The organism is Micromonospora sp. NPDC048040, from assembly GCF_055587185.1.
The window spans coordinates 17740-35387 of sequence record NZ_JBVJGT010000038.1; the positions used below are offsets into that span (position 1 = coordinate 17740).

Genomic DNA, 17648 nt, shown 5'->3' on the forward strand with positions numbered 1-17648 from the left:
ATCGCCACGGTGAACGACGTGGCGGTGAGCGGTGACGGCAGATTCGTCGCCCTGGCCGGCCGCGGTGCGGCAGAGGTGTTCGATGCGGCGTCGGGTGACCGACGCGGCCAGGTCAGGCACGACAAGGCGGTGAACGCCGTCGTCGTCAGCCGCGACGGCCGGTGGATGGCCACCGCCAGCGAGGACGAGACCGCCCGGGTCTTCGAGGTGGCGACGGGTGCCGAGCGCTTCCGGGTCACGCACAACGGCCCGGTCGCCGACGTCGCCCTCAGTCTCGACGATCGGTGGATCGCCACCGCCGGCGACGACGGCACCGTGCGGGTGCACGACGCGTCGACCGGAGCCGAGCGGCACCGCCTGACGCTTGACGACGCGGTGAACATGGTCGTCTGGAGCGAGGACGGCAGGTGGCTGGCGACCGGCGGTGACGACGCGACAGCCAGGGTCTTCGACATGGCGGACGGCCACGAGGTCAGCCGCGCCACCCACGCCGGCCCCGTCAACGCCGTCGCCTTCAGCCCCGACGGACAGTGGGTGGCCACCGCCGGCGAGGACGGCACCACCCAGGTGTTCCAGACGGCCACCGGCGCCGGGCTGTTCGGATACACCCACGGTGGACCGGCCTTCGCCGTGGCCTGGAGCAGGGACGGCAAGTGGGTGGCCACGGGCGCCGACCGGGCGGTGATGTTCGACCCCGCGACCGGCACCGAACGCTGCGAACTCGAGCAGCACAAGCCGGTACGGGAGGTGGTGTTCAGCCGGGTCGGATCACAGATCGTCGCCGCCGGTGACGGTGGACAGGTGTGCGTCTACAGCATGGAAACCGTGCGGGAGGTCTGCCACATCGGCCTGCACGAGGTCGGCACCGAAGCGGAACTGCTCAACCTCAGCCCCGACGGGCAGTGGGTGGCGACCGGTTCGTGGAGCGACGCAGCGGTCTATGAGACGTTCACCGGCAACCGGTGCCGGTTGCCCCGCGGGACGTTCTCCCCCAACGGGCGGTGGCTCACCGACGGCACGGTTGTCGTCAGTGTCGATGACGGGTCCGCACGCTGCCGATTCACCGATCTCGGTGCCGGCGTCGTGACCTACGCCTGGAGCCCGAGCAGCCAGTGGGTCGCGTTGATGACGTACATACGGACGCCGGGCGGCTACGAGTACGCGTCCATCAGCGTCCGCAGCGCCAAGGACGGGGAGGTGCGCTGGGGCTGCCCCGCCCCCTGGTACCGCCGTCTCGACTGGAGTGCCGATGACCGGTGGCTGGCGCACGGCCTGTCGGTCCACGACGGCCGCACGGGTGACGTCCGATCCCGCGCCGCCGAGGTGTTCAACGTCCGGGCGTCCGCGCTGAGCCCAAACGGCGAGCGGATGCTGGTGGGCACCGACAACGGTGCGTACCTGTTCGACGCCGGCACCGGAAACCAGGTCAGCGCGCTGCTCGAGGGCAACCCCGCCTCCCACGCCGCGTGGAGCCACGACTCGCGGTTGATCGCCATCGGAGGCTTGGTGTTCGACGCCGCCACCGGCAGCGAGCGGTACCGGGTGGAGTCGTCCGGCCCCGCGGTGTTCAGCCCCGACGGCAGATGGCTGGCAGTGGTGCACAGGGAGGTGCAGGTTGTCGAGGCCGCGACGGGTGCCCGCCGTTTCCGGCTCGGCGCGGCACCCGCGCTCGCGGTGTCGTGGAGTGCGGACGGGCGTCATCTCGCGGCCCGGTGCACCGCCAACAACCAGACGGGTTCCGGTGAGGCTACCCGGGTCTACGATCTCGACGCCGTCCAGTTCGGCTGACCGGGGATCGCCCCCGGGCCCGACACCGACCCGTCGGGAAATCCGTCATCCGTCGACGGCGGACCGGCCCGACTTGGCCAACTCCCATCGGGTGGCCAGGCGCACGTGTGCGGCCGTGACCGCGCTCTGCTCGCCCGCCGCGAGGTAGGCGGCGGACAGGGCGACGGCCGCGATGCCGCCGCCGGTCAGGTCCGCGCGCGCCAGGTCCGCCGGATCGAGGTCGGCCACCGGGGTCGCCGTGGGAAACGCGGCACGCCACAACGCCTCCCGCATGCCGGCGTCCGGGTACGGGAAGGTCACCACGGTCCTGAGCCGCCGGACGAACGCGTGGTCGATCGCGGAACGGGCGTTGCTGGTCAGGACAGCCAGTCCCCGGAAGGACTCCAGCCGGTGCAGCAGGTAGCCGACCTCCAGGTTGGCGTACCGGTCGTGGCTGTCGCGTACCTCGGTGCGCTTGCCGAAGAGCGTGTCGGCCTCGTCGAAGAGCAGGACCGCCGCGCTGTCCTCCGCGGCGGCGAAGAGCCGCCGCAGGTTCTTCTCGGTCTCGCCGACGTACTTGCTGACCACCTGGCTGAGGTCCACGGTGACCAGGTCGAGCCCGAGGTCGCCCGCGACCACCTCGGCCGCCAGGCTCTTCCCCGTCCCGCTCGGGCCGACGAAGAGCGCGGTCGTGCCCAGATCCCGGGCCGTCCGCCGCGCGAAGCCCCAGTCGTCGAAGACCAGGGTGCGGAACCTGACCGACGCGGTCAGCGCCCGCAACTGCGCGAGCTGGGTCGGCGGTAGCACCAGGTCGTCCCAGGTGGCCCGCGGCTGGCGGAGGTGGGTCAGCACGCCGAAGGACGGTCGTACCCGGGCCCGGCACGCCTGCCACAGCGGGGTGCCCCGGGCGGCGTCGGACGCCGCGGTGTCGACGTCGGCCAGGGAGAGATCGAAGACGCCGGCCGCCTCGGCCGCCGCCCCGGCGGGCGCGCCGACCCGACGCAGCGCGGCGGCGAACACGCGGCGGCGGTCGGCGACGTCCAGCCGGGCGAGGGTCAACCGGACGAGGTCGTGGTCGGGCAACACCGTCTCCTCACCGGCGAGCAGCACGACCGGCGCGCCCAGTCCCGGCAGCACGCGGGCGGCGTCCTCCCCCGCCGGGAGGCCGGCGTCGGTGAGGTCGACGGCCCAGGCGCAGCCGGTCAGCACCGTCTCGCGCGCCATCAGCCGCAGCGTCCGCCACCGCTCGGCCGCCTCCACCGGCAGGTCGACGGCGGGCACCAGCAGCAGCCGCGACCCGGCGCGCTCGGCCGCCACCGCGGCCACCACCCGTAGGTTCGCCGGTTGCGGGCCGCACAACAGCACCGACCGGCGTCGGCCCCAGGCGCCGACGAGGCGCTCGACGACGGCCTGCCACGGGCCCGGCAGCTCCGGGTGGGCCTCGACGGTGCGGGCCACCCGGGCGAGTTCGGCGTCGAGGTCACCGGCGCCGGCCAGGTGGTGCAGGATCCGTTCGTCGACCACCAGCGGGCTGCGGGTCGGCGACGAGGGGTCGGCGAGCCGCAGCAGCCCCCACGCCCGCAACGGCGCGGAGGGCACCAGGGCGCTCCAGTGCGGCTGGGGCAGCCGGGACAGCGCCGCGCCGAAGGTCAACGCCGGCCGGCCGCAGGCCGTGGTGAGTTCGTCGGCGACCGCCGAGACCAGCTCCGGACCGGCGGCCAGCAGCAGGACCGCGCGCTCGAACGGCGTCAGGCCGAACCCGACCGCCACCTGGTCCAGCGTGCCGGGTCCGGCCAGCCGCCGGCCCGCCTCGGCCAGCCTCTCCTCGGCCCGCCGGTGGTCGGCCGGGGTGGCGTCGGGGCGTACCGCCAGTCGCAGCACGTCGAGTTCGGCGACCAGGTGGTCGCGGTTGGCGTCCACCCACCCGCCGTCGGGCGCGCTCACGGGACCGGCAGGGTGATCGAGGGCGCGCGGTAGACGCCGTCGACGCGTTCCGGCAGGCTCTCGACGTCGTCCACCCGGACGCGCACCAGCCACTGTCCGTCCGGGACGTCCCGCCGGGGCACGTCCAGCCGGGCGACGGGTGCCGCGTCCGCGGCGACCGGCGGCAGCGCGACGCTCACCGTGTCCGGGGCGGATGCGGGGGCACCCGCCAGGCGCGACAACGACACCGTCGCGCGCTGCCCGGCGACCAGCGGCGGATCGACCGCGAGGGTGATCCGCTCGGCGTCGACCGTGACGTTCCGTACGACCGGCACCACCGTGACCGGTCCGGCGTTGGAGGACGCGACGACCCGGGACGGCTCGCCCGACGTGTCGGGCCGGGTCAGGTGCAGCACCCGCACGGCGTGCCGCCCGGCGGGTACGGTCCGGTCCAGCACCACCCGCAGCGCCGAGGGCGTGGCGCCGTCCGCCGGGGCGAGCCGGGCAGGCCCGATCCGGACCTGGGTGGTCGGGCCCAACAGGCGTACGCCGTGCAGGACCACGCCGCTGCCGGTGGTCACCGCGCTGCCCGGCACCTCGGGGCCGACGGTGACCAGACGCGGTGAGCCCCCGGCGGACAGGGACACGGTGCGCCGGTCCACCGGCAGCGCGGTGCGCGGCGTCGCCACCGCCTCCAGCAGGACGACGGTCGCCTGGTAGGCCACGGACAGCAGGTAGGGCGTCTGGGGGAAGACCGACCACAGCCGGGACATCTCCTCCGTGCTGAGCGGCGCGGGCGACACCTTCACCGGCTCGATCTGGTCGGCGAGGTCGGTGTCCACGAGGAAGGCCGTCTCGTCGGCGCCGTCGTAGGCGTCGACCGCTGCCCTGATGATCTCCCGGGTCAGGACCGGGGTCAGGGAGAGTGCCGTGACGGCCGTGCCGAGCAGCCGCTGTCCGTCCAGGGACGGGTCCTCCCCGTGGCAGGTGACCAGGTAGTGCAGGTTCAGCGCGGACACGGGACGGCGGTGCGGCGACCCGTCGGAACGCCGGGTGGGCAGGTTCGCGACAGCGCCGGCGGGGTTCGGCGTCACCTGGAACAGGAAGAGGTTGATGCCCTTGGGCTGGACGAGCGCGGAGCTGCCGAGTCGGTCCGGACGCAGGGTGGTGACCCTGGCCCCGCCGACCGGCCCGGGATGCGGGCGTTGCAGCGCGCGGTCGAGGACGTACCGCAGGGTCGAGGTGACGGCGGCGATCGCCAGGGCGTTGCTCATCGGTCCTCCCGGCGGCGGGCGAGATACCTGTCGAGGTCGGCGCGGGGGGTGGCGGGGGGCGTGGGCGGGATTGCTGGCGCGGACCGGATCACCTCCACCCGGTCGATGTGCACGTGGACGTCGCGGCGGGCAGCCCGGCCGTCGCCGTACGCCTGGCGGTGGCTCTCCGCGCCGTCCGGGACGCCCGCGACCCCCGGCCCGGCGGTGCCGGCCCCCGCGTCGGGGGGCGGCGCGGGAGCGGCGGAAGTGACCCGGCGGCGGTCCACCACGACCTGCACCCGGCCCGGCGGGGGCGGCGTCGTCCCGGGCTGGTGGGCGGCCCGGACGTCGACGCGTTCGCCGGCGGCGACGACGCCCTGCTCGCGCAGTGCCGGCACGACGTGGTCACGGACGAGGTCGAGCAGGTCCGGGACGGTGTCGTCCCGCGCCGCGCCCGCGGTCGGGGTGCCGTTGGTCGCCGACGGGTCGCGGCGCGCCGGCGGTCGACCCGGACCGACCGGTGCGGCGTCGTCCCTCCCGCCGGGGCCGGCCGGTCCCGGGGAGGTGCGCCGGCCAGGCCGGAAGGTGGCGCCGGCCTCCGGTGTGTCACCGGGCACCAGGGCGGGACCGGCCGGTGCGGCCGGTGCGGCGGGGACCGGCCGACCGGTGCCGGCGGGCGGCGTGGCCGCCGGGCGCACGACCACCGGGGTCGCCGCGTCCCCCGGCGACCCCCGCCGGGGCGGACCGCCCGGCGACCCGCCGGCGGGAAGCGGCGGCTCGGGAACCGGGGCGAGCGGGGTGCCGACCGCGCGGACGGTGCCCGCCTGCGGACGGTGGTCGTCACGCTCGTCCGTGGCGTCGGCGGCGATGCCGGTCGCGTTCCCGGCAGGGGTCGGGTCTGCCGGGGGGCCGGACGGTCCGTCCGCCGCGACCCGCGGTGCCGGTGACCGGGGTGCCGGTCGTCGGGGGCCGGGCCGGGCCGGTGGCGGCGCCACGGCCGCCGCCTCCTCGCCCACCACCGCCGGGGCCGGCGCGGCGGGCGGCGGCAACCCGGGCCGTTCGGCGGCCTGCCCCGCCGCCGGGTCGGCCGGAGCCGGCACCGCGTCGGCCGTGCTGCGCGAATCGACCGCCGGGTACGGGGTCACGGGGTCCGGCCGGTCGACCGGAGATGGCGGTGGCGTCACCCGCGGGACGTGCTCCCCGGCGGGCGCGGGCCGGGCGGGGCCGGCCGGTCCGGGGCCGGCCGTCGAGGTCTCCGCCACGGCCGGCGACAGCCAGTCGACCCCGGTGGCGGTGTCGGGGCCTTCGAACCGGGACCGGCGGCGCAGCGACACCCGTGGTTCGTGGCCCCGGGCCCGGGCGGCCATCCGGTCGAAGAACCCGCTCATCGCGCCGCGCGCTCCAGGTAGGCCCCGCGCCGGGCCGGGGAGAGGGCCAGCACGGTGGCCTCGTCCCAGCCGAAGGCGCGGGCGAGGGTGGCCACCTCGTCCAGCAGCGCGGGCGCGGCGGCGTCGACCTGGTCCCACAGCAGCGCGTCCGGATCGAGTGCGACCCGGACGTCGTCCCCGCACGATGGGCATGTCATGCGCAGCGCGAGCGCCGCGAAGCCGGCCAGCCGGTCGGCGGCGGCGTCGACGGCCTCCCGCTGCGCGGGCGACAGCTCGGTCGGCACGGCGGAGGTGCCGTCGGCGCGCCGGACGCACCGGGAGAACAGCAGGGCGCGGCCGTCGGCGCCGGTGGCGGCGGCGAGCAGGTCGCGGATGGTCAGGGGGTGCACGGTGAGGTCGTCCACCCGGTCGGGGTGGACGACGCCGACGAGTGCCCGAGGGTCCGTCTCGGCCGGATCCGGGAGGTGGAGCTCGGCCTCCAGCCGCGCCCCACAGGACGTGCAGGGAAACACGACGTCCACGTCCCGACCGAAGGCCGCCGCGTGGGCGGCCAGCGCCAGGGCGGCGCACTGCCCGATGCTGAGATCCAGCGCGGCGTCCAGGTCCGGGGCGAGCCCGGCCCGGTGGACGAGTACGGCGGCACGCGCGGCGGCCGGGACGGCGACCGCCTCCTCCCACGCGGTCAGCAGGACCGCCGGCTCGGCGAGGACCCGCACCACACCTCCCTCGCCCGACAGGGTCGGCAGCCCGCGGGGCCCGTCACGACACGGCGAGGGTCGGCTCGACGGGTTCGCTGACGGCCTGGTCACGTTCCCAGCCCTCGTTCTCCAGCCGGATCGTCTGAATGGCCACCGCGTTGGCGTTGGCGTCCAGGTCGGGCAGGGCCTGGAACTCCGAGACCCAGCAGCGGTACACCTTGTAGGCGATCGCCAGCTGTCCGGCCTCGTTGTAGACCTCGATGATCATGTCGCGGCGGAAGTCCTTGAGGGACGTCTCGGAGCCCGGCCCGGAGCCCCAGTTCCAGACCTTGTTCGCCCACTGCTCGAAGTCGGTGTCGTGCGTGACGCCCCGCTCGAGCACGATCGCCTCGTACTCGGTGCGGCCGGGCGACTTGCGGCTGCTGCTGGGGTCGCCCCCGTGGCGGTGGCGCACGACCTCCGTCGTGCGTTTGAGGGCGCCCACCTTGCTCACCCCGGCCACATACCGCCCCTCCCAGCGCACCCGGAACTTGAAGTTCTTGTACGGGTCGAAGCGGGTGGGGTTGACCGTGAACTCGGCCATCTTCTCCTCCTAGGCCGCCGCGTCCGACGTCTTCTGCTGAAGACCGATGATCACGAACTCCGCCGGCTTCACCGGCGCGAACCCGACCAGGATGTTGACCATCCCGCGGTCGATGTCGTACTGCGTGGTGGTTTCCGCGTCGCACTTGACGAAATACGCGTCCCGCGGGCTGCCGCCCTGGAACGCGCCCTGCCGGAACAGGTCCTGCATGAAGGCGCCGACGGACATCCGGATCTGCCCCCACAACGGCGCGTCGTTCGGCTCGAACACGACCCACTGCGTGCCCCGGTACAGGCTGGCTTTCAGGAACAGCGCCAGCCGTCGCACCGGCAGGTAGCGGTACTCGTCGGCCAGGGCGTCCGCGCCGCGCATAGTCCGCGCCCCCCACACCACCGTGCCGACGTCCCGGAAGCTCCGCAGGCAGTTGACCCCGAGCGGGTTGAGCCGGCCGTTCTCCCCGTCGGTCAGCGGCACGGCCAGCCCGCTCGCCGCCAGGCTGGCGTCGATGCCCGCCGGCGCCTTCCACACGCCCCGGGTGGCGTCGGTGCGGGCCATCACCCCGGCGACCGCACCGCACGCGGCGAACTCCGCGACCGTGCCGCCCCGGGCCGGATCGGGCTGCCGCAGCCGCGGGAAGTACAGCGCGGCGTTGCGGTTCTGCACGCCCTGCGGGAGCGCGGCGGACGCCCAGTCGGCCACCGTGTCGACGGTCCTGTCCGCGGGCGGGTCCACCAGCAGCACCGCGTCCCGTTCGACGCAGAACGCGAGCGCGTCGGCCCAGACCCGAGGGGGCAGCGACCCGGCCGGCGTCGGAGGTGGCAGACACAGCAGGTTGAACAGGTCCGCCGCCCGCAACGCGTAAATGCCCGACCCGGCGTCGTCCGGGCCGGGGAGGTAGTCGTCCGCCGTCAGGGTCCCGCTGTCCGCACCCTGGTCGGCCGCCTCCACCTCGTACGTGCCGGGCGCCGGTCGATCCGCCGGCAGCGGCGTGCCCGCCCGCATCAACCGGGACCCCTCGAGGACCAGGCCGACCTGACGCGGGCCGTCGGTCGTCGTCACGTTGAGGAAGCGCTCCACGGCCCGTTCGGCGCCCGCCCGTACCTCCCGGATCGTCAGGTGGAACAGGTCGCCGGGCTCGACCCCCTGGCCGGCGGCCACGTCCTGGGCGTCGGCCGGGTCCGGATGCGTGATCTCGACCGTCAGGTCGTTGCCCCACGCACCGGGCCCGTACGCCGCCAGCACCAGGGTGTCGGCCCGGACGAGCGCCGGTCGGGCGCCGCCGGCGAGGCGCACCACCAGGGCGTTGCCGCCGCCGTTGCGGAAGAAGTCGCGAACCGCGTACCCCAGGCCGCGATGGCGCCGGATGCCGCCGAACGTCCGCTCGAACTCGGACCAGCTCTGCACCAGCACCGGCTCGTCGACCGGCCCCCGGTCGGCGCTGCCGACGAAGGCGGTGATCGCCGTCGCGACCCCGGTGATGGTGCGGCTGCCGCCGGGCAGCTCGACCAGGTGCACCCCGGGGTACGGCATGGCCGGCAACAGCATGGCCCGCTCCTTCGCCTCGACGAACGCTGTCGCCCGACACGCTGCCCGGACACCGTCACCACGTCGTCAACGGCTCGTCAGGGACCGGGCCGGGGGCCGGCGACCGCCACGGTGACCGCGCGGTGACGCCCGGGTGATGGGGACACGCCACGGTGGTCGTGCGAGGTCGGATCGAGTCGAGGGGTTCCCGGATGGTCAAGGTGGCGGTGTCGACGTCGGTGCAGGTCCGTGGCGGGCCCGCGGTGTCCGTCGCGACGACGGTGGACCCGGCGTCGTACGCCTTCGCCACGGTGGACCTGGAGCCCGGCGACAGCCAGGAGGTCGCACTGCTGCCGGCGGGCGGGACACCCCTGCTGCTGGCCGTCCGGGCCGTCGACGGGGCCGGCAAGAGCGCCGTCGTCGAGGTCACGCCCAAGAGCGGCGAAGCCAGCGGGGACAAGCTCTCCGTCTCCGGTCACCTGCTGGTCGCCAACGCCACTGCCCTCGACGCCCTGGTCGACGGGGGACCCCGCACGCTCGCGTTGGCCAACCGGGGAGAGCGGAGCGTGCTGGTCGAGATGCTGGCCTGCCTCGACCAGCCGTCGACCTGAGCCCCGGCCCACCCCGACACCGTCCATCGGATGGCATCCGGCGCCCGCTCCGCGTACGACGAGGCGGTCCTCGCCGACGACCCCGTCGTCTACGTCGGCGTCGACGGCGTTTCGGGCACCGACCTCGCCGGCCGGGGCCACACGCTCCGCTACGCCAGCGGCGCCCTCCCCAACGGCACCGCGGCCGTGTGCGAGTACGCCACCGTGCCGGCCCGGACCGAGGCGGCCGACCGCACCGGGGATGCCTGACGGATGCGCACGCACGACGGCCCCGACCGTACCGAGGCACCGACGGTGCGGCACCGTCCCGTCCCGCCGGCCGTGACACCCGACCCGGGCCTGGAGTCGGAGGCCGACCGGTTCGCCGACCGGCGCTCCACCGGCGCCGCCGGCCCGGTCCGCCCGATGCGGCACCTCGACGGGCCGGCGGTCCCGCTCGGTTCCACCGGCGCCGCGCTGGACGCCGCGACGCGGGCGACGATGGAACCCCGGCTGGGCTGGGACCTGGGCCAGGTCCGGGTGCACGCCGGGCGGGAGGCGGCCGCGTCGGCGGCGGCGCTGGGCGCCGCGGCGTACACCGCAGGTCGGCACGTCGTCCTCGGCGACGGGGCGCCGCCCGGGTCGGACGCCGGGCGGCGCCTCCTCGCGCACGAATTGGCGCACGTGGCGCAGCAGGCCCGGGGCGACGGCCGGGGCCGGCTCCACCTCAAGCCCGAGACGCCGCAACCGGCCGGTCGACACACCGCGCGTCCGTTCCGGCTCCGGGTGACCCGGGTCATGTCGCCGCCGGAACTGCTCCGCGAGTTCGTCCGGCAGTACTACGGCACCAGCAACGAGCAGGAGGTCGACCGGCGCCTTCCGCTGTGGCACTTCGACACCGCCGGTGGGCGGGCGGCGACCGCCGAGGACGTCCGCCGTGGCGTCATCGTGCTCTCCGTGGTCGACGTGACGCAGGCGGCGATGGAACAGCTCTCCGAGGCCGAACGGGCCGAGGTCGACACGGAGACGGACGTGCGGTTCTGGCGGGAGAACGAGATCGCGCCCGGCACGAAGCTCGGCACCGGCCCGGGCGACGCCGTCCTGCGCCGGCGGTGGCTGGGGGTGCGGGCCGACGTCGTACGGGAGCGCGAGCAGCGCCGCCAGATCGCCGAGCTGCCCGAGGACGTCCGGCAGATCCTCCTCTCCGGCGACCGGCCGCTGGCCCCGGAGGACTACGCCACGGTCCTCGCGCTGGCGCACAAGCTGAGCGGCCTGACGACGGCGCAACGGGCGGACTACCGGAGCACGGCCGCCGCGGCGACGACCTGGGCGGAACTCGACGCCTCCATCGAGCGGTACCTGCTCGACCAGCAGGTCCGCGAGACCGAGACGGCGCGGACCGAGGCCGCCGAGGCCACCCTCTTCGGGTGCGAGGACCTGTACCGGCTCCGGGAACGCCGCAACGACCAGCGCAGGAGGGTCATCCAGGCGTCGGCCGGCGCCGCGCACCAGAGCGGGCCGATCGCCGAACTGGACAGGCTCAACGTGGAGTTCGACGCCGCCCTGGCCCGGCACGGCTTCGCCGACGAGGCGGAGTTCGCCGCCGCCGTGGAGACCTACCGGGTGCGGTTCCGGGCGGAGGCGGTCGCCATCGCGCTGGACGTGCTGGCCCGGTACGACCATCAGCTCCACGAGGAACGCCGGAAGCTGCGGAGCACCGGCTACGTCCAGACGATGGTCGCCGGCATCGCCAGGACGACGGCGCACACCGACTACCGCGCCGCGGCCGCCAAGGAGTCGCTGGCCCGGACGACCCGGGCCGGTGCGGAGTCCGCCGCCGAACGGAACCGGGCCCGGCCGGAGGCGGAGCGGTACGAGGCGGAGGCCCGGACGCTGCGGGCGTCGGCCAGCACGGCGGTGGTCGCCGGCTCCGGCGGGGACCCGCTCGTCGACCCCGAGAAGCTGGGCCGGGGCACCGACCGGGAGAGGCTCGCGGGGCTCGACGCCCCCGCCGCGCAGCAGTACCTGCTCGACGTCGTCGAGGAACGGCTGGCCGACACGGCGAAGGCCCGCGGAGAGTTCACCGCCGACCCCGAGCGGATCTTCAGCCTGCCCGATCTGGTCGAGGCCACGAAGAAGAGCCAGGGGATCGGCGACGGCACGATCCATGCCTGGATCGTCCGGGACACCGTCGCGGCGACGCAGTCGGCGCACCTGTTCTCCACGGTCGTCCTCGGCGTCATCGCCCTCGTGCTCGCCGCCCTCGTGCCCGGCGGCGGGTGGGTCGCCGCGGCAGCGCTGATCGGGGGCACCACGCTCAGTGCGTACCAGGCCCTGGAGGCGGTCCGGGAGTACCAGCGGCAGGCCGTCGAGTACCGGCTGTCGTTCATCCAGGAGGAACCGTCGCTGGTCTGGGTCGGCATCGCGGTCGCCTCCGCGGCCTTCGAGTTGGGCGTGACGACGGCCACGCTGCTCAGGATGTCGGCGAAGGGCCTCTCGTCGCTCGAAGCGCCGCTGCGCGAGTTCGCCGCCGCGTCCGACACGGAGTCGGCCGCCGCCCGGCTCAGGACGCTCACCGCGAAGATCGAGGCGGCCGAGGGGTTGAACCGGGAACTCAAGGACGCGCTCAAGGCGCGCGCGGCGGCGGAACTCGGCTTCCGCAGGGCGGTCGGCGAGGCCGCCGGCCGGTTGCTGGGCTCCGGCGGCCTCGCCGACCCGTGGCCGCTGGTCAAGGTCATGTACTACGCCGCGCGCAGAGGCGTACAGACGGTCGCCGACCTGCGCCGGGACGCCCGGATGCTCGAACTCATGGGCGACGTGACGAAGGTGACCCGCGCCGGCCGCGCCGAGATCACCGCCGCGTTCCGCCGGGTGCGGCGGATCATCAGCACAGGTGAGCGGCGCCGGATGGACGAGGCGACGATCCTGCGGTACGTCGACCGGCTCGCCGCCGAGCGGCCCGACGAGGAGGCGTTCGCGGCGCTGCTGAAGGACATGAGGGCGTGGCGACCACCCACCCAGGAGCAGGTCCTGGCCGAGACCAGCCTCACGGCCGCCAGCGGGCAGCTCGCCTCGCTGCGGCGGACGAGAGCAGAACTGGAGGCCGAGCGGGCTGCCCTGCGCCAGGAGGCGGCGGGCAGCCGGGACACGGCGCGGATCCGCGAGATCGACCAGGAACTCGCGGAGTACGACGGCCTCGACCTGCGGACCGGCCGGCCGACCGGCGAGGGCCTGATCCGGCGGGCCGAGGAGGCGCTCGGCAAGGCCGAGCGCCTGGCCGAACAGGCGCGGCTGGACCCGACCACCCGCATGCGGCAGGTCTTCGGCGCGTCGAGGGAACGCGCCGACATCCTGGCGAAGGTGAAGACCGACCAGGTCGGCCCCCTGCGGACGCCGCCCCAGGGACTCGAGGTGGACCACGTCGTCTCGCTGAACCGGATGTCCCAGATGACGGGCTTCGACAAGCTCAGGGCCACCGAACGCGCCGCCCTGGCCGTACGCAGGGACAACCTCGTCGTCATGGACGCGTCCGCGAACAGCTCCAAGGGTGAGCGTAGCTGGGCGGCGTGGCGGCAGTCGTCGACCTTCTACGGCCCCGACGTCGTCGCCACCTGGACGGCCCGGGACGCGACGTTGACCAGGACGATCCAGAATTGGATCGAGGCGACCGTCCGCGGGCGCTGAGGAGCCGGCCGGCCCGCCGACCGGGATTCGGTGGACCCCGGCCACGCCGGGCGGCTCGTTCGGCGGCGCGCCGGGCCCGGCCGTTTGCCGCGCCGGCACCCGGGTAGACGCTGCTACCCGTCGGAGAGGGAGGCCCGGAAGGTGGACAACAGCGAGTTCATCGACTCGGTGGCGAAACGCCTGCGCACGTCGCCCGAGCAGGCCACCGCCATCACGCGCGCCACGCTCACGACCCTGGCGGAGCGGATCGACGGGGGCGAGGCGCGCGACCTCTCCGCCCGGCTACCCGACGAGTTGCGGGCCTACGCGTTCGCGCCCAGGGACAAGGCACAGCGCTTCGGGGTCGACGCGTTCGTCCAGCAGGTCAGCGGACGGGCCGACGTCGACGGGACGACCGCGAAGGCCGGCATGCGGGCGGTGTTCGACACCCTCCGCGAGGCCATCCCGCCCGGCGACTACGACGACGTCATCACCCATCTCCCCGCCGAGTTCTGGGAACTCACCGACTCGGCGGGGAGATACGACGGCGGGCGCGGCCGTTAGCGGCGAACCGGGTCGACCACGAGCGCGGCGAACCGGCCCACGGCCCCCGTCAACCGGTCAGCTTGGCCGTCAGCTCACGGACCACGTCGACGAGCAGGTCGATGTCGCCCTCGGTGGTGCGCCAGTTGACGATCGCCGGCCGCAGCGCCACCCGCCCGTCGTACAGGGTGGTGCCGGCGTAGACCCGGCCGTCCGCCAGCAGCGCGGCGCCCAGCCGCCGGTTGAGGTCGTCGAGAGCCTCCCCGGGCATGCCGGGCGGGTTCGCGCGGAAGCAGACGATGTTCAGCGGCACGTCGGCGAGCCGCTCCAGCTCCGGCGCCTCGTCGACCAGCCCGGCCAACCGCTGCGCCAGGTCGAGGTGCCGCTCGACCATCGCCCGGTGCCCGTCCCGGCCGTACGCGGCCAGGGTCGCCCAGATCGGCAGCGACCGGGCCCGGCGCGACGACTCCGGCCCGAGCAGTGCGTAGTCCGGCCCGCCGGACGGTGACGGCAGCGCGCTGCCCTCCCCCGGCAGGTACGCCGCGCCTGGCATGCCGAACGCCGCCGGCAGCCGCGCCGGGTCCTTCAGGAAGGCGAACCCGCTCTCGTAGGGCACGTTGAGCCACTTGTGGCCGTCGCCGGCGATCGAGTCGGCCCGCTCGATCCCCTCCGCCAGGTGACGGGTGCGCGGGGACAGGGCGGCGAAGATGCCGAACGCGCCGTCGACGTGCAGCCACGCGCCGTGCCGCTCGGCGATGTCGGCCAGTTCCGCCACCGGGTCGAAGTCACCGGCGTTCACCTCGCCCGCGCTGGCGATCAGCACCGCCGGGGCGTCGATCTCGGCGAGCCGGCGCTCCAGCGCGGCGAGGTCGACCCGGCCCACGCCGTCGCGGGCGAGGACCTCGACCGAGTCCCGCCCGTGCCCGAGCAGTTGCAGGGCCTTGCGGTCGCTGGCGTGCACGTACCCGCCGGAAAGCACCGGCATCCGTGGCAGCCCGGCCAGCCCCCGCGCCGCCACGTCCACCCCGTGCCGTTCGGCCCACCAGTGGGTGGCGGCGGCGAGCCCGGTGACGTTGGCGAAGGTGGCGCTGGCGACCAGCGCACCGCCGAACCGCTCCGGCAGGCCGAACAGCCCCCGCAGCCAGGTCAGCGCGATCGTCTCCGTCTCGGCGGCGAGCGGGGACGAGGCGCGGAACGCGGCGTTCTGGTCCAGCAGCGCGGCGGTCCAGTCGCCGGCCAGCGCCGCCGGGGTCACCCCCGCCGATGATCGAACTGCGTAACGCGCAGACCCCACGGTGATAACCGTGGAGATGACACGTCGATTTTGGACAGACATCGATAGTGCCGAGCTGTATGTTGGCTGGGCGTCCGTGGTGATCAAGGGGCGCATTTCGCGGTTACTGCAAAGGAGTTTGGGTTGTGCTCGCGGCTGCCGATGTTCCGCATCAACTCGTACTTGTGGCGGTTACGGGAGGTACGCCATTGGCGGCGGTGGTGCAGTATGTCGAGCTGCCGAGTGGCCGCTGAATGCTGACCGGCCGTCGTTACCTGCTTGCGTTCACCGATGAGCAGGTCGCCTACGCCGAGCAGGTGGGGGCGGTGTGTCGGGCGGTGTGGAACACCGCGTTGGAGCAGCGCCGTGAGTACCGTCGACGTGGCGGGTTCGTCGGCTACGTCGAGCAGGCTCGGCAGATGGCCGAAGCGAAGAAGGACCCGCACTGCGCGTGGTTGGCCGATGCCCCGTCGCACACGTTGCAGCAGACGTTGCGGGACCTGGACCGGGCCTGTAAGACGCATGGCACGTGGAAGGTGCGGTGGCGGTCGAAGTCGCGTACGGCACCGTCGTTCCGGTTTCCCGACCCCAAGCACATTGCAGTGCGGCGGCTCAATCGGCGGTGGGGTGAGTTACGGCTGCCGAAGTTCGGTGCGGTGCGGTTCCGCTGGACCCGCCCGCTCGGCGGCACGATCCGCAACGCCACGGTTAGCCGGTCCGGTGGTCGTTGGCACATCTCGTTCTGCGTCGAGGACGGCGTGAGTGAGGCGGCGCCGAACGGCAAGCCGCCGGTCGGAGTCGATCGGGGTGTGGCCGTGGCGGTCGCCACCTCCGACGGCGACATGTGGGACCAGGAGTTCGTCACGCCCGGCGAGGCGGTCAGGATCAAGCGGTTGCAGCAGCAGTTGTCGCGGTCGCTGCGCGTTCATGGCCGTAACCGTCGGTCGGGCCGCCGTGACGCGGCGCGTGCGCAACTCGCCCGCCTCCACGCCCGCATCCGCGACCGGCGCGCCGACTTCGCCGCGCGGACCGCTGTGCGGCTCGTCCGCCGTCACGGCACGGTCGTCGTGGAGGACCTGCGTATCAGGAACATGACCGCCAGCGCCAGGGGCACCAGCGAGCAACCCGGCCGTAATGTTCGGCAGAAGGCTGGCCTGAACCGGGCCATCCTCGCCAAAGGCTGGGGCAAGTTCCTGCTCGCTCTAGAGCACACCAGCCGCTATCACGGCGCGATCGTCGTCAAGGTCAACCCCGCGTACACGTCGCAAACCTGCAACGCCTGCAGGCACATCGCCCGGGAGTCCCGCGAAAGCCAAGCGGTCTTCCGGTGCGTCGCCTGCGGGCACCAGGACAACGCCGACGTGAACGCGGCCAAGAACATCCTCGCCGCCGGGCTGGCGGTGACAGGGCGTGGAGACCTCGCCGTCGGGCGGTCCGTGAAACGCCAACCACCCGAACGGCTCGCGGCGTGAACGCGCCTCAGCCACGGGAGTCCCCGGCTTCAGCCGTGGGTAGGAGGCCAAGAAGTGGAAGAACCGTGGCCTGGCCGAGTGCGTGGCGGCGGCTGTAGCCACGTGCAGCAGCCGGCGCACCGCGGCGCGCCCTCGCCCCGATCCGGCAACCAACCGTCGCCGGCCGGCTGCCACAGCTCGCGTAGCAGCGGCTCCGTGCCCGGGTCGTGCACCAACGATCCGGCAGGGACGCCAGGTAGGGCGCGGCGGCCTCGTGCACCTGGCGCAGCACGCCGTCGGCGTCTCCGTCGCGCAGCAGGTCGGCCACGGTGGTGCCTCCTCACCGGTGGTCGCCCCGGGGCCGGTCGGCGCGCCAGCACGGGCACCGAATGCTGTGGCGGGGCGATCGGCGGCCCACCGGCGAGTGCCCGTGGGACGCTCAGACGGCGACCGCCGCCGAGACCTTCCACTCGTCGTCCACCTCGACCAGGGTCAACACCACCCGGTTCTGGTCCACCTTCTCCCCCGCGGTGTTGACGTTGCGCCGGTACTGGTTCAGGTAGACCAGCAGCTCGACCCGGTGCGCGCTGGCGGTCACCACCCCCGTCGAGGAGACCTCCGCCAGGACAACCGCCTGCTGCTGCACGGCTGTCTGCTTGAGCGCGGCCGTGGTCTGCGCGTACTCGTCGGCGAAGGGACCGGTGACGAAGGTCCGCCCGTTCGCCACGCTGTCGTCGAAAGTGCGGTGATCGTAGGAGAAAATGGCCTTGGCGGCCGCCGGAGCGGTGGCCAGCGCCTGGCGGACCGCGGCGTCGGTCCGCGCGGCGCCGCGCTCGCCGTGCCAGGCGAGGCCGGCGAGGCCCGCCGTCAGCAGGATCGCCACGATCAGCGCCGGGACCGGCCGGGGACGGCGCGGGCGCGGGCGCGCGAGACGGGGTCGCCACCGAAGACGGTCGAGGGTACGCATGGGTCCTCCTTTTTTGTCGGCTCGG

The 17648-nt window shown here is 74.4% G+C and carries 14 protein-coding genes; 6 read left to right on the top strand and 8 right to left on the bottom strand.

All coding sequences use genetic code 11. The annotated features are described in order from the left end of the window. Positions 1 to 18 precede the first annotated feature (18 nt). A complete protein-coding gene (locus tag ACZ6O2_RS26400; RefSeq protein ID WP_466024721.1) occupies positions 19 to 1788 on the top strand; it encodes a WD40 repeat domain-containing protein in 1770 nt (589 codons plus the stop codon). Positions 1789 to 1833: 45 nt separating this feature from the next. Here the strand turns inward: ACZ6O2_RS26400 and ACZ6O2_RS26405 are convergent, their stop codons facing one another. Genes ACZ6O2_RS26405 through ACZ6O2_RS26430 form a run of 6 tightly spaced genes read right to left on the bottom strand, consistent with a single transcriptional unit; the run spans position 1834 to position 9157 of the window. After that, the gene (locus ACZ6O2_RS26405) at positions 1834 to 3711 is read right to left on the bottom strand and encodes an ATP-binding protein (RefSeq protein WP_466024722.1); all 1878 of its coding nucleotides are present in this window, start codon (positions 3709 to 3711) and stop codon (positions 1834 to 1836) included. Further along, entirely contained in the window at positions 3708 to 4964 is a 1257-nt protein-coding gene (locus ACZ6O2_RS26410) for a Pvc16 family protein (RefSeq protein WP_466024723.1), read from the bottom strand. Before ACZ6O2_RS26410 ends, ACZ6O2_RS26405 begins: the two co-directional genes overlap by 4 nt. Further along, positions 4961 to 6331, bottom strand: a complete 1371-nt coding sequence (locus ACZ6O2_RS26415) for a hypothetical protein (protein WP_466024724.1) — start codon at positions 6329 to 6331, stop codon at positions 4961 to 4963. Before ACZ6O2_RS26415 ends, ACZ6O2_RS26410 begins: the two co-directional genes overlap by 4 nt. Continuing rightward, on the bottom strand, positions 6328 to 7047 hold the full coding sequence (locus tag ACZ6O2_RS26420; RefSeq protein WP_350711760.1) for a hypothetical protein: 720 nt from the start codon (positions 7045 to 7047) through the stop codon (positions 6328 to 6330). The genes ACZ6O2_RS26415 and ACZ6O2_RS26420 overlap by 4 nt, the downstream gene beginning before the upstream one ends. A 43-nt stretch (positions 7048 to 7090) precedes the next feature. Beyond that, entirely contained in the window at positions 7091 to 7612 is a 522-nt protein-coding gene (locus tag ACZ6O2_RS26425; protein WP_350711759.1) for a phage tail protein, read from the bottom strand. A 9-nt stretch (positions 7613 to 7621) separates the two neighbouring features. Beyond that, positions 7622 to 9157 (bottom strand): phage tail sheath family protein, encoded by a 1536-nt coding sequence (locus ACZ6O2_RS26430; RefSeq protein ID WP_466024725.1) that lies wholly within the window; start codon positions 9155 to 9157, stop codon positions 7622 to 7624. A gap of 191 nt (positions 9158 to 9348) precedes the next feature. Here ACZ6O2_RS26430 and ACZ6O2_RS26435 point away from each other — a divergent pair, with 191 nt between their 5' ends. The 4 genes from ACZ6O2_RS26435 to ACZ6O2_RS26450 all read left to right on the top strand — a co-directional run bounded on the left by ACZ6O2_RS26435 (position 9349) and on the right by ACZ6O2_RS26450 (position 13953). Beyond that, complete coding sequence (locus ACZ6O2_RS26435; protein WP_350711756.1) at positions 9349 to 9747, top strand: hypothetical protein; 399 nt, start codon at positions 9349 to 9351, stop codon at positions 9745 to 9747. A gap of 30 nt (positions 9748 to 9777) precedes the next feature. Further along, complete coding sequence (locus tag ACZ6O2_RS26440; RefSeq protein WP_466024726.1) at positions 9778 to 9996, top strand: hypothetical protein; 219 nt, start codon at positions 9778 to 9780, stop codon at positions 9994 to 9996. A gap of 3 nt (positions 9997 to 9999) precedes the next feature. Next, complete coding sequence (locus ACZ6O2_RS26445; RefSeq protein ID WP_466024727.1) at positions 10000 to 13410, top strand: eCIS core domain-containing protein; 3411 nt, start codon at positions 10000 to 10002, stop codon at positions 13408 to 13410. A 141-nt stretch (positions 13411 to 13551) separates the two neighbouring features. Next, a complete protein-coding gene (locus ACZ6O2_RS26450; protein WP_466024728.1) occupies positions 13552 to 13953 on the top strand; it encodes a DUF2267 domain-containing protein in 402 nt (133 codons plus the stop codon). Positions 13954 to 14002: 49 nt separating this feature from the next. Here the strand turns inward: ACZ6O2_RS26450 and ACZ6O2_RS26455 are convergent, their stop codons facing one another. Continuing rightward, positions 14003 to 15322, bottom strand: a complete 1320-nt coding sequence (locus ACZ6O2_RS26455) for a pyridoxal phosphate-dependent decarboxylase family protein (protein WP_466024729.1) — start codon at positions 15320 to 15322, stop codon at positions 14003 to 14005. 137 nt (positions 15323 to 15459) lie between these two features. Between ACZ6O2_RS26455 and ACZ6O2_RS26460 the strand changes: the two genes are divergently transcribed. Further along, positions 15460 to 16677 (top strand): RNA-guided endonuclease InsQ/TnpB family protein, encoded by a 1218-nt coding sequence (locus tag ACZ6O2_RS26460; protein WP_466024730.1) that lies wholly within the window; start codon positions 15460 to 15462, stop codon positions 16675 to 16677. Positions 16678 to 17095: 418 nt separating this feature from the next. Here ACZ6O2_RS26460 and ACZ6O2_RS26465 read toward each other — a convergent pair whose 3' ends face one another. Beyond that, a complete protein-coding gene (locus tag ACZ6O2_RS26465; RefSeq protein WP_466024731.1) occupies positions 17096 to 17623 on the bottom strand; it encodes a hypothetical protein in 528 nt (175 codons plus the stop codon). Between the last annotated feature and the right edge of the window lie 25 nt (positions 17624 to 17648).

Excerpts from the sequence above, each read along its gene's own strand:
- ACZ6O2_RS26430 (WP_466024725.1), bottom strand. The coding sequence starts at position 9,157 with ATGCTGTTGCCGGCCATGCCGTACCCCGGGGTGCACCTGGTCGAGCTG.
- ACZ6O2_RS26435 (WP_350711756.1), top strand. The coding sequence starts at position 9,349 with ATGGTCAAGGTGGCGGTGTCGACGTCGGTGCAGGTCCGTGGCGGGCCC.
- ACZ6O2_RS26410 (WP_466024723.1), bottom strand. The coding sequence starts at position 4,964 with ATGAGCAACGCCCTGGCGATCGCCGCCGTCACCTCGACCCTGCGGTAC.
- ACZ6O2_RS26425 (WP_350711759.1), bottom strand. The coding sequence starts at position 7,612 with ATGGCCGAGTTCACGGTCAACCCCACCCGCTTCGACCCGTACAAGAAC.
- ACZ6O2_RS26440 (WP_466024726.1), top strand. The coding sequence starts at position 9,778 with ATGGCATCCGGCGCCCGCTCCGCGTACGACGAGGCGGTCCTCGCCGAC.
- ACZ6O2_RS26455 (WP_466024729.1), bottom strand. The coding sequence starts at position 15,322 with ATGCGCCCCTTGATCACCACGGACGCCCAGCCAACATACAGCTCGGCA.
- ACZ6O2_RS26415 (WP_466024724.1), bottom strand. The coding sequence starts at position 6,331 with ATGAGCGGGTTCTTCGACCGGATGGCCGCCCGGGCCCGGGGCCACGAA.
- ACZ6O2_RS26465 (WP_466024731.1), bottom strand. The coding sequence starts at position 17,623 with ATGCGTACCCTCGACCGTCTTCGGTGGCGACCCCGTCTCGCGCGCCCG.
- ACZ6O2_RS26445 (WP_466024727.1), top strand. The coding sequence starts at position 10,000 with ATGCGCACGCACGACGGCCCCGACCGTACCGAGGCACCGACGGTGCGG.
- ACZ6O2_RS26460 (WP_466024730.1), top strand. The coding sequence starts at position 15,460 with ATGCTGACCGGCCGTCGTTACCTGCTTGCGTTCACCGATGAGCAGGTC.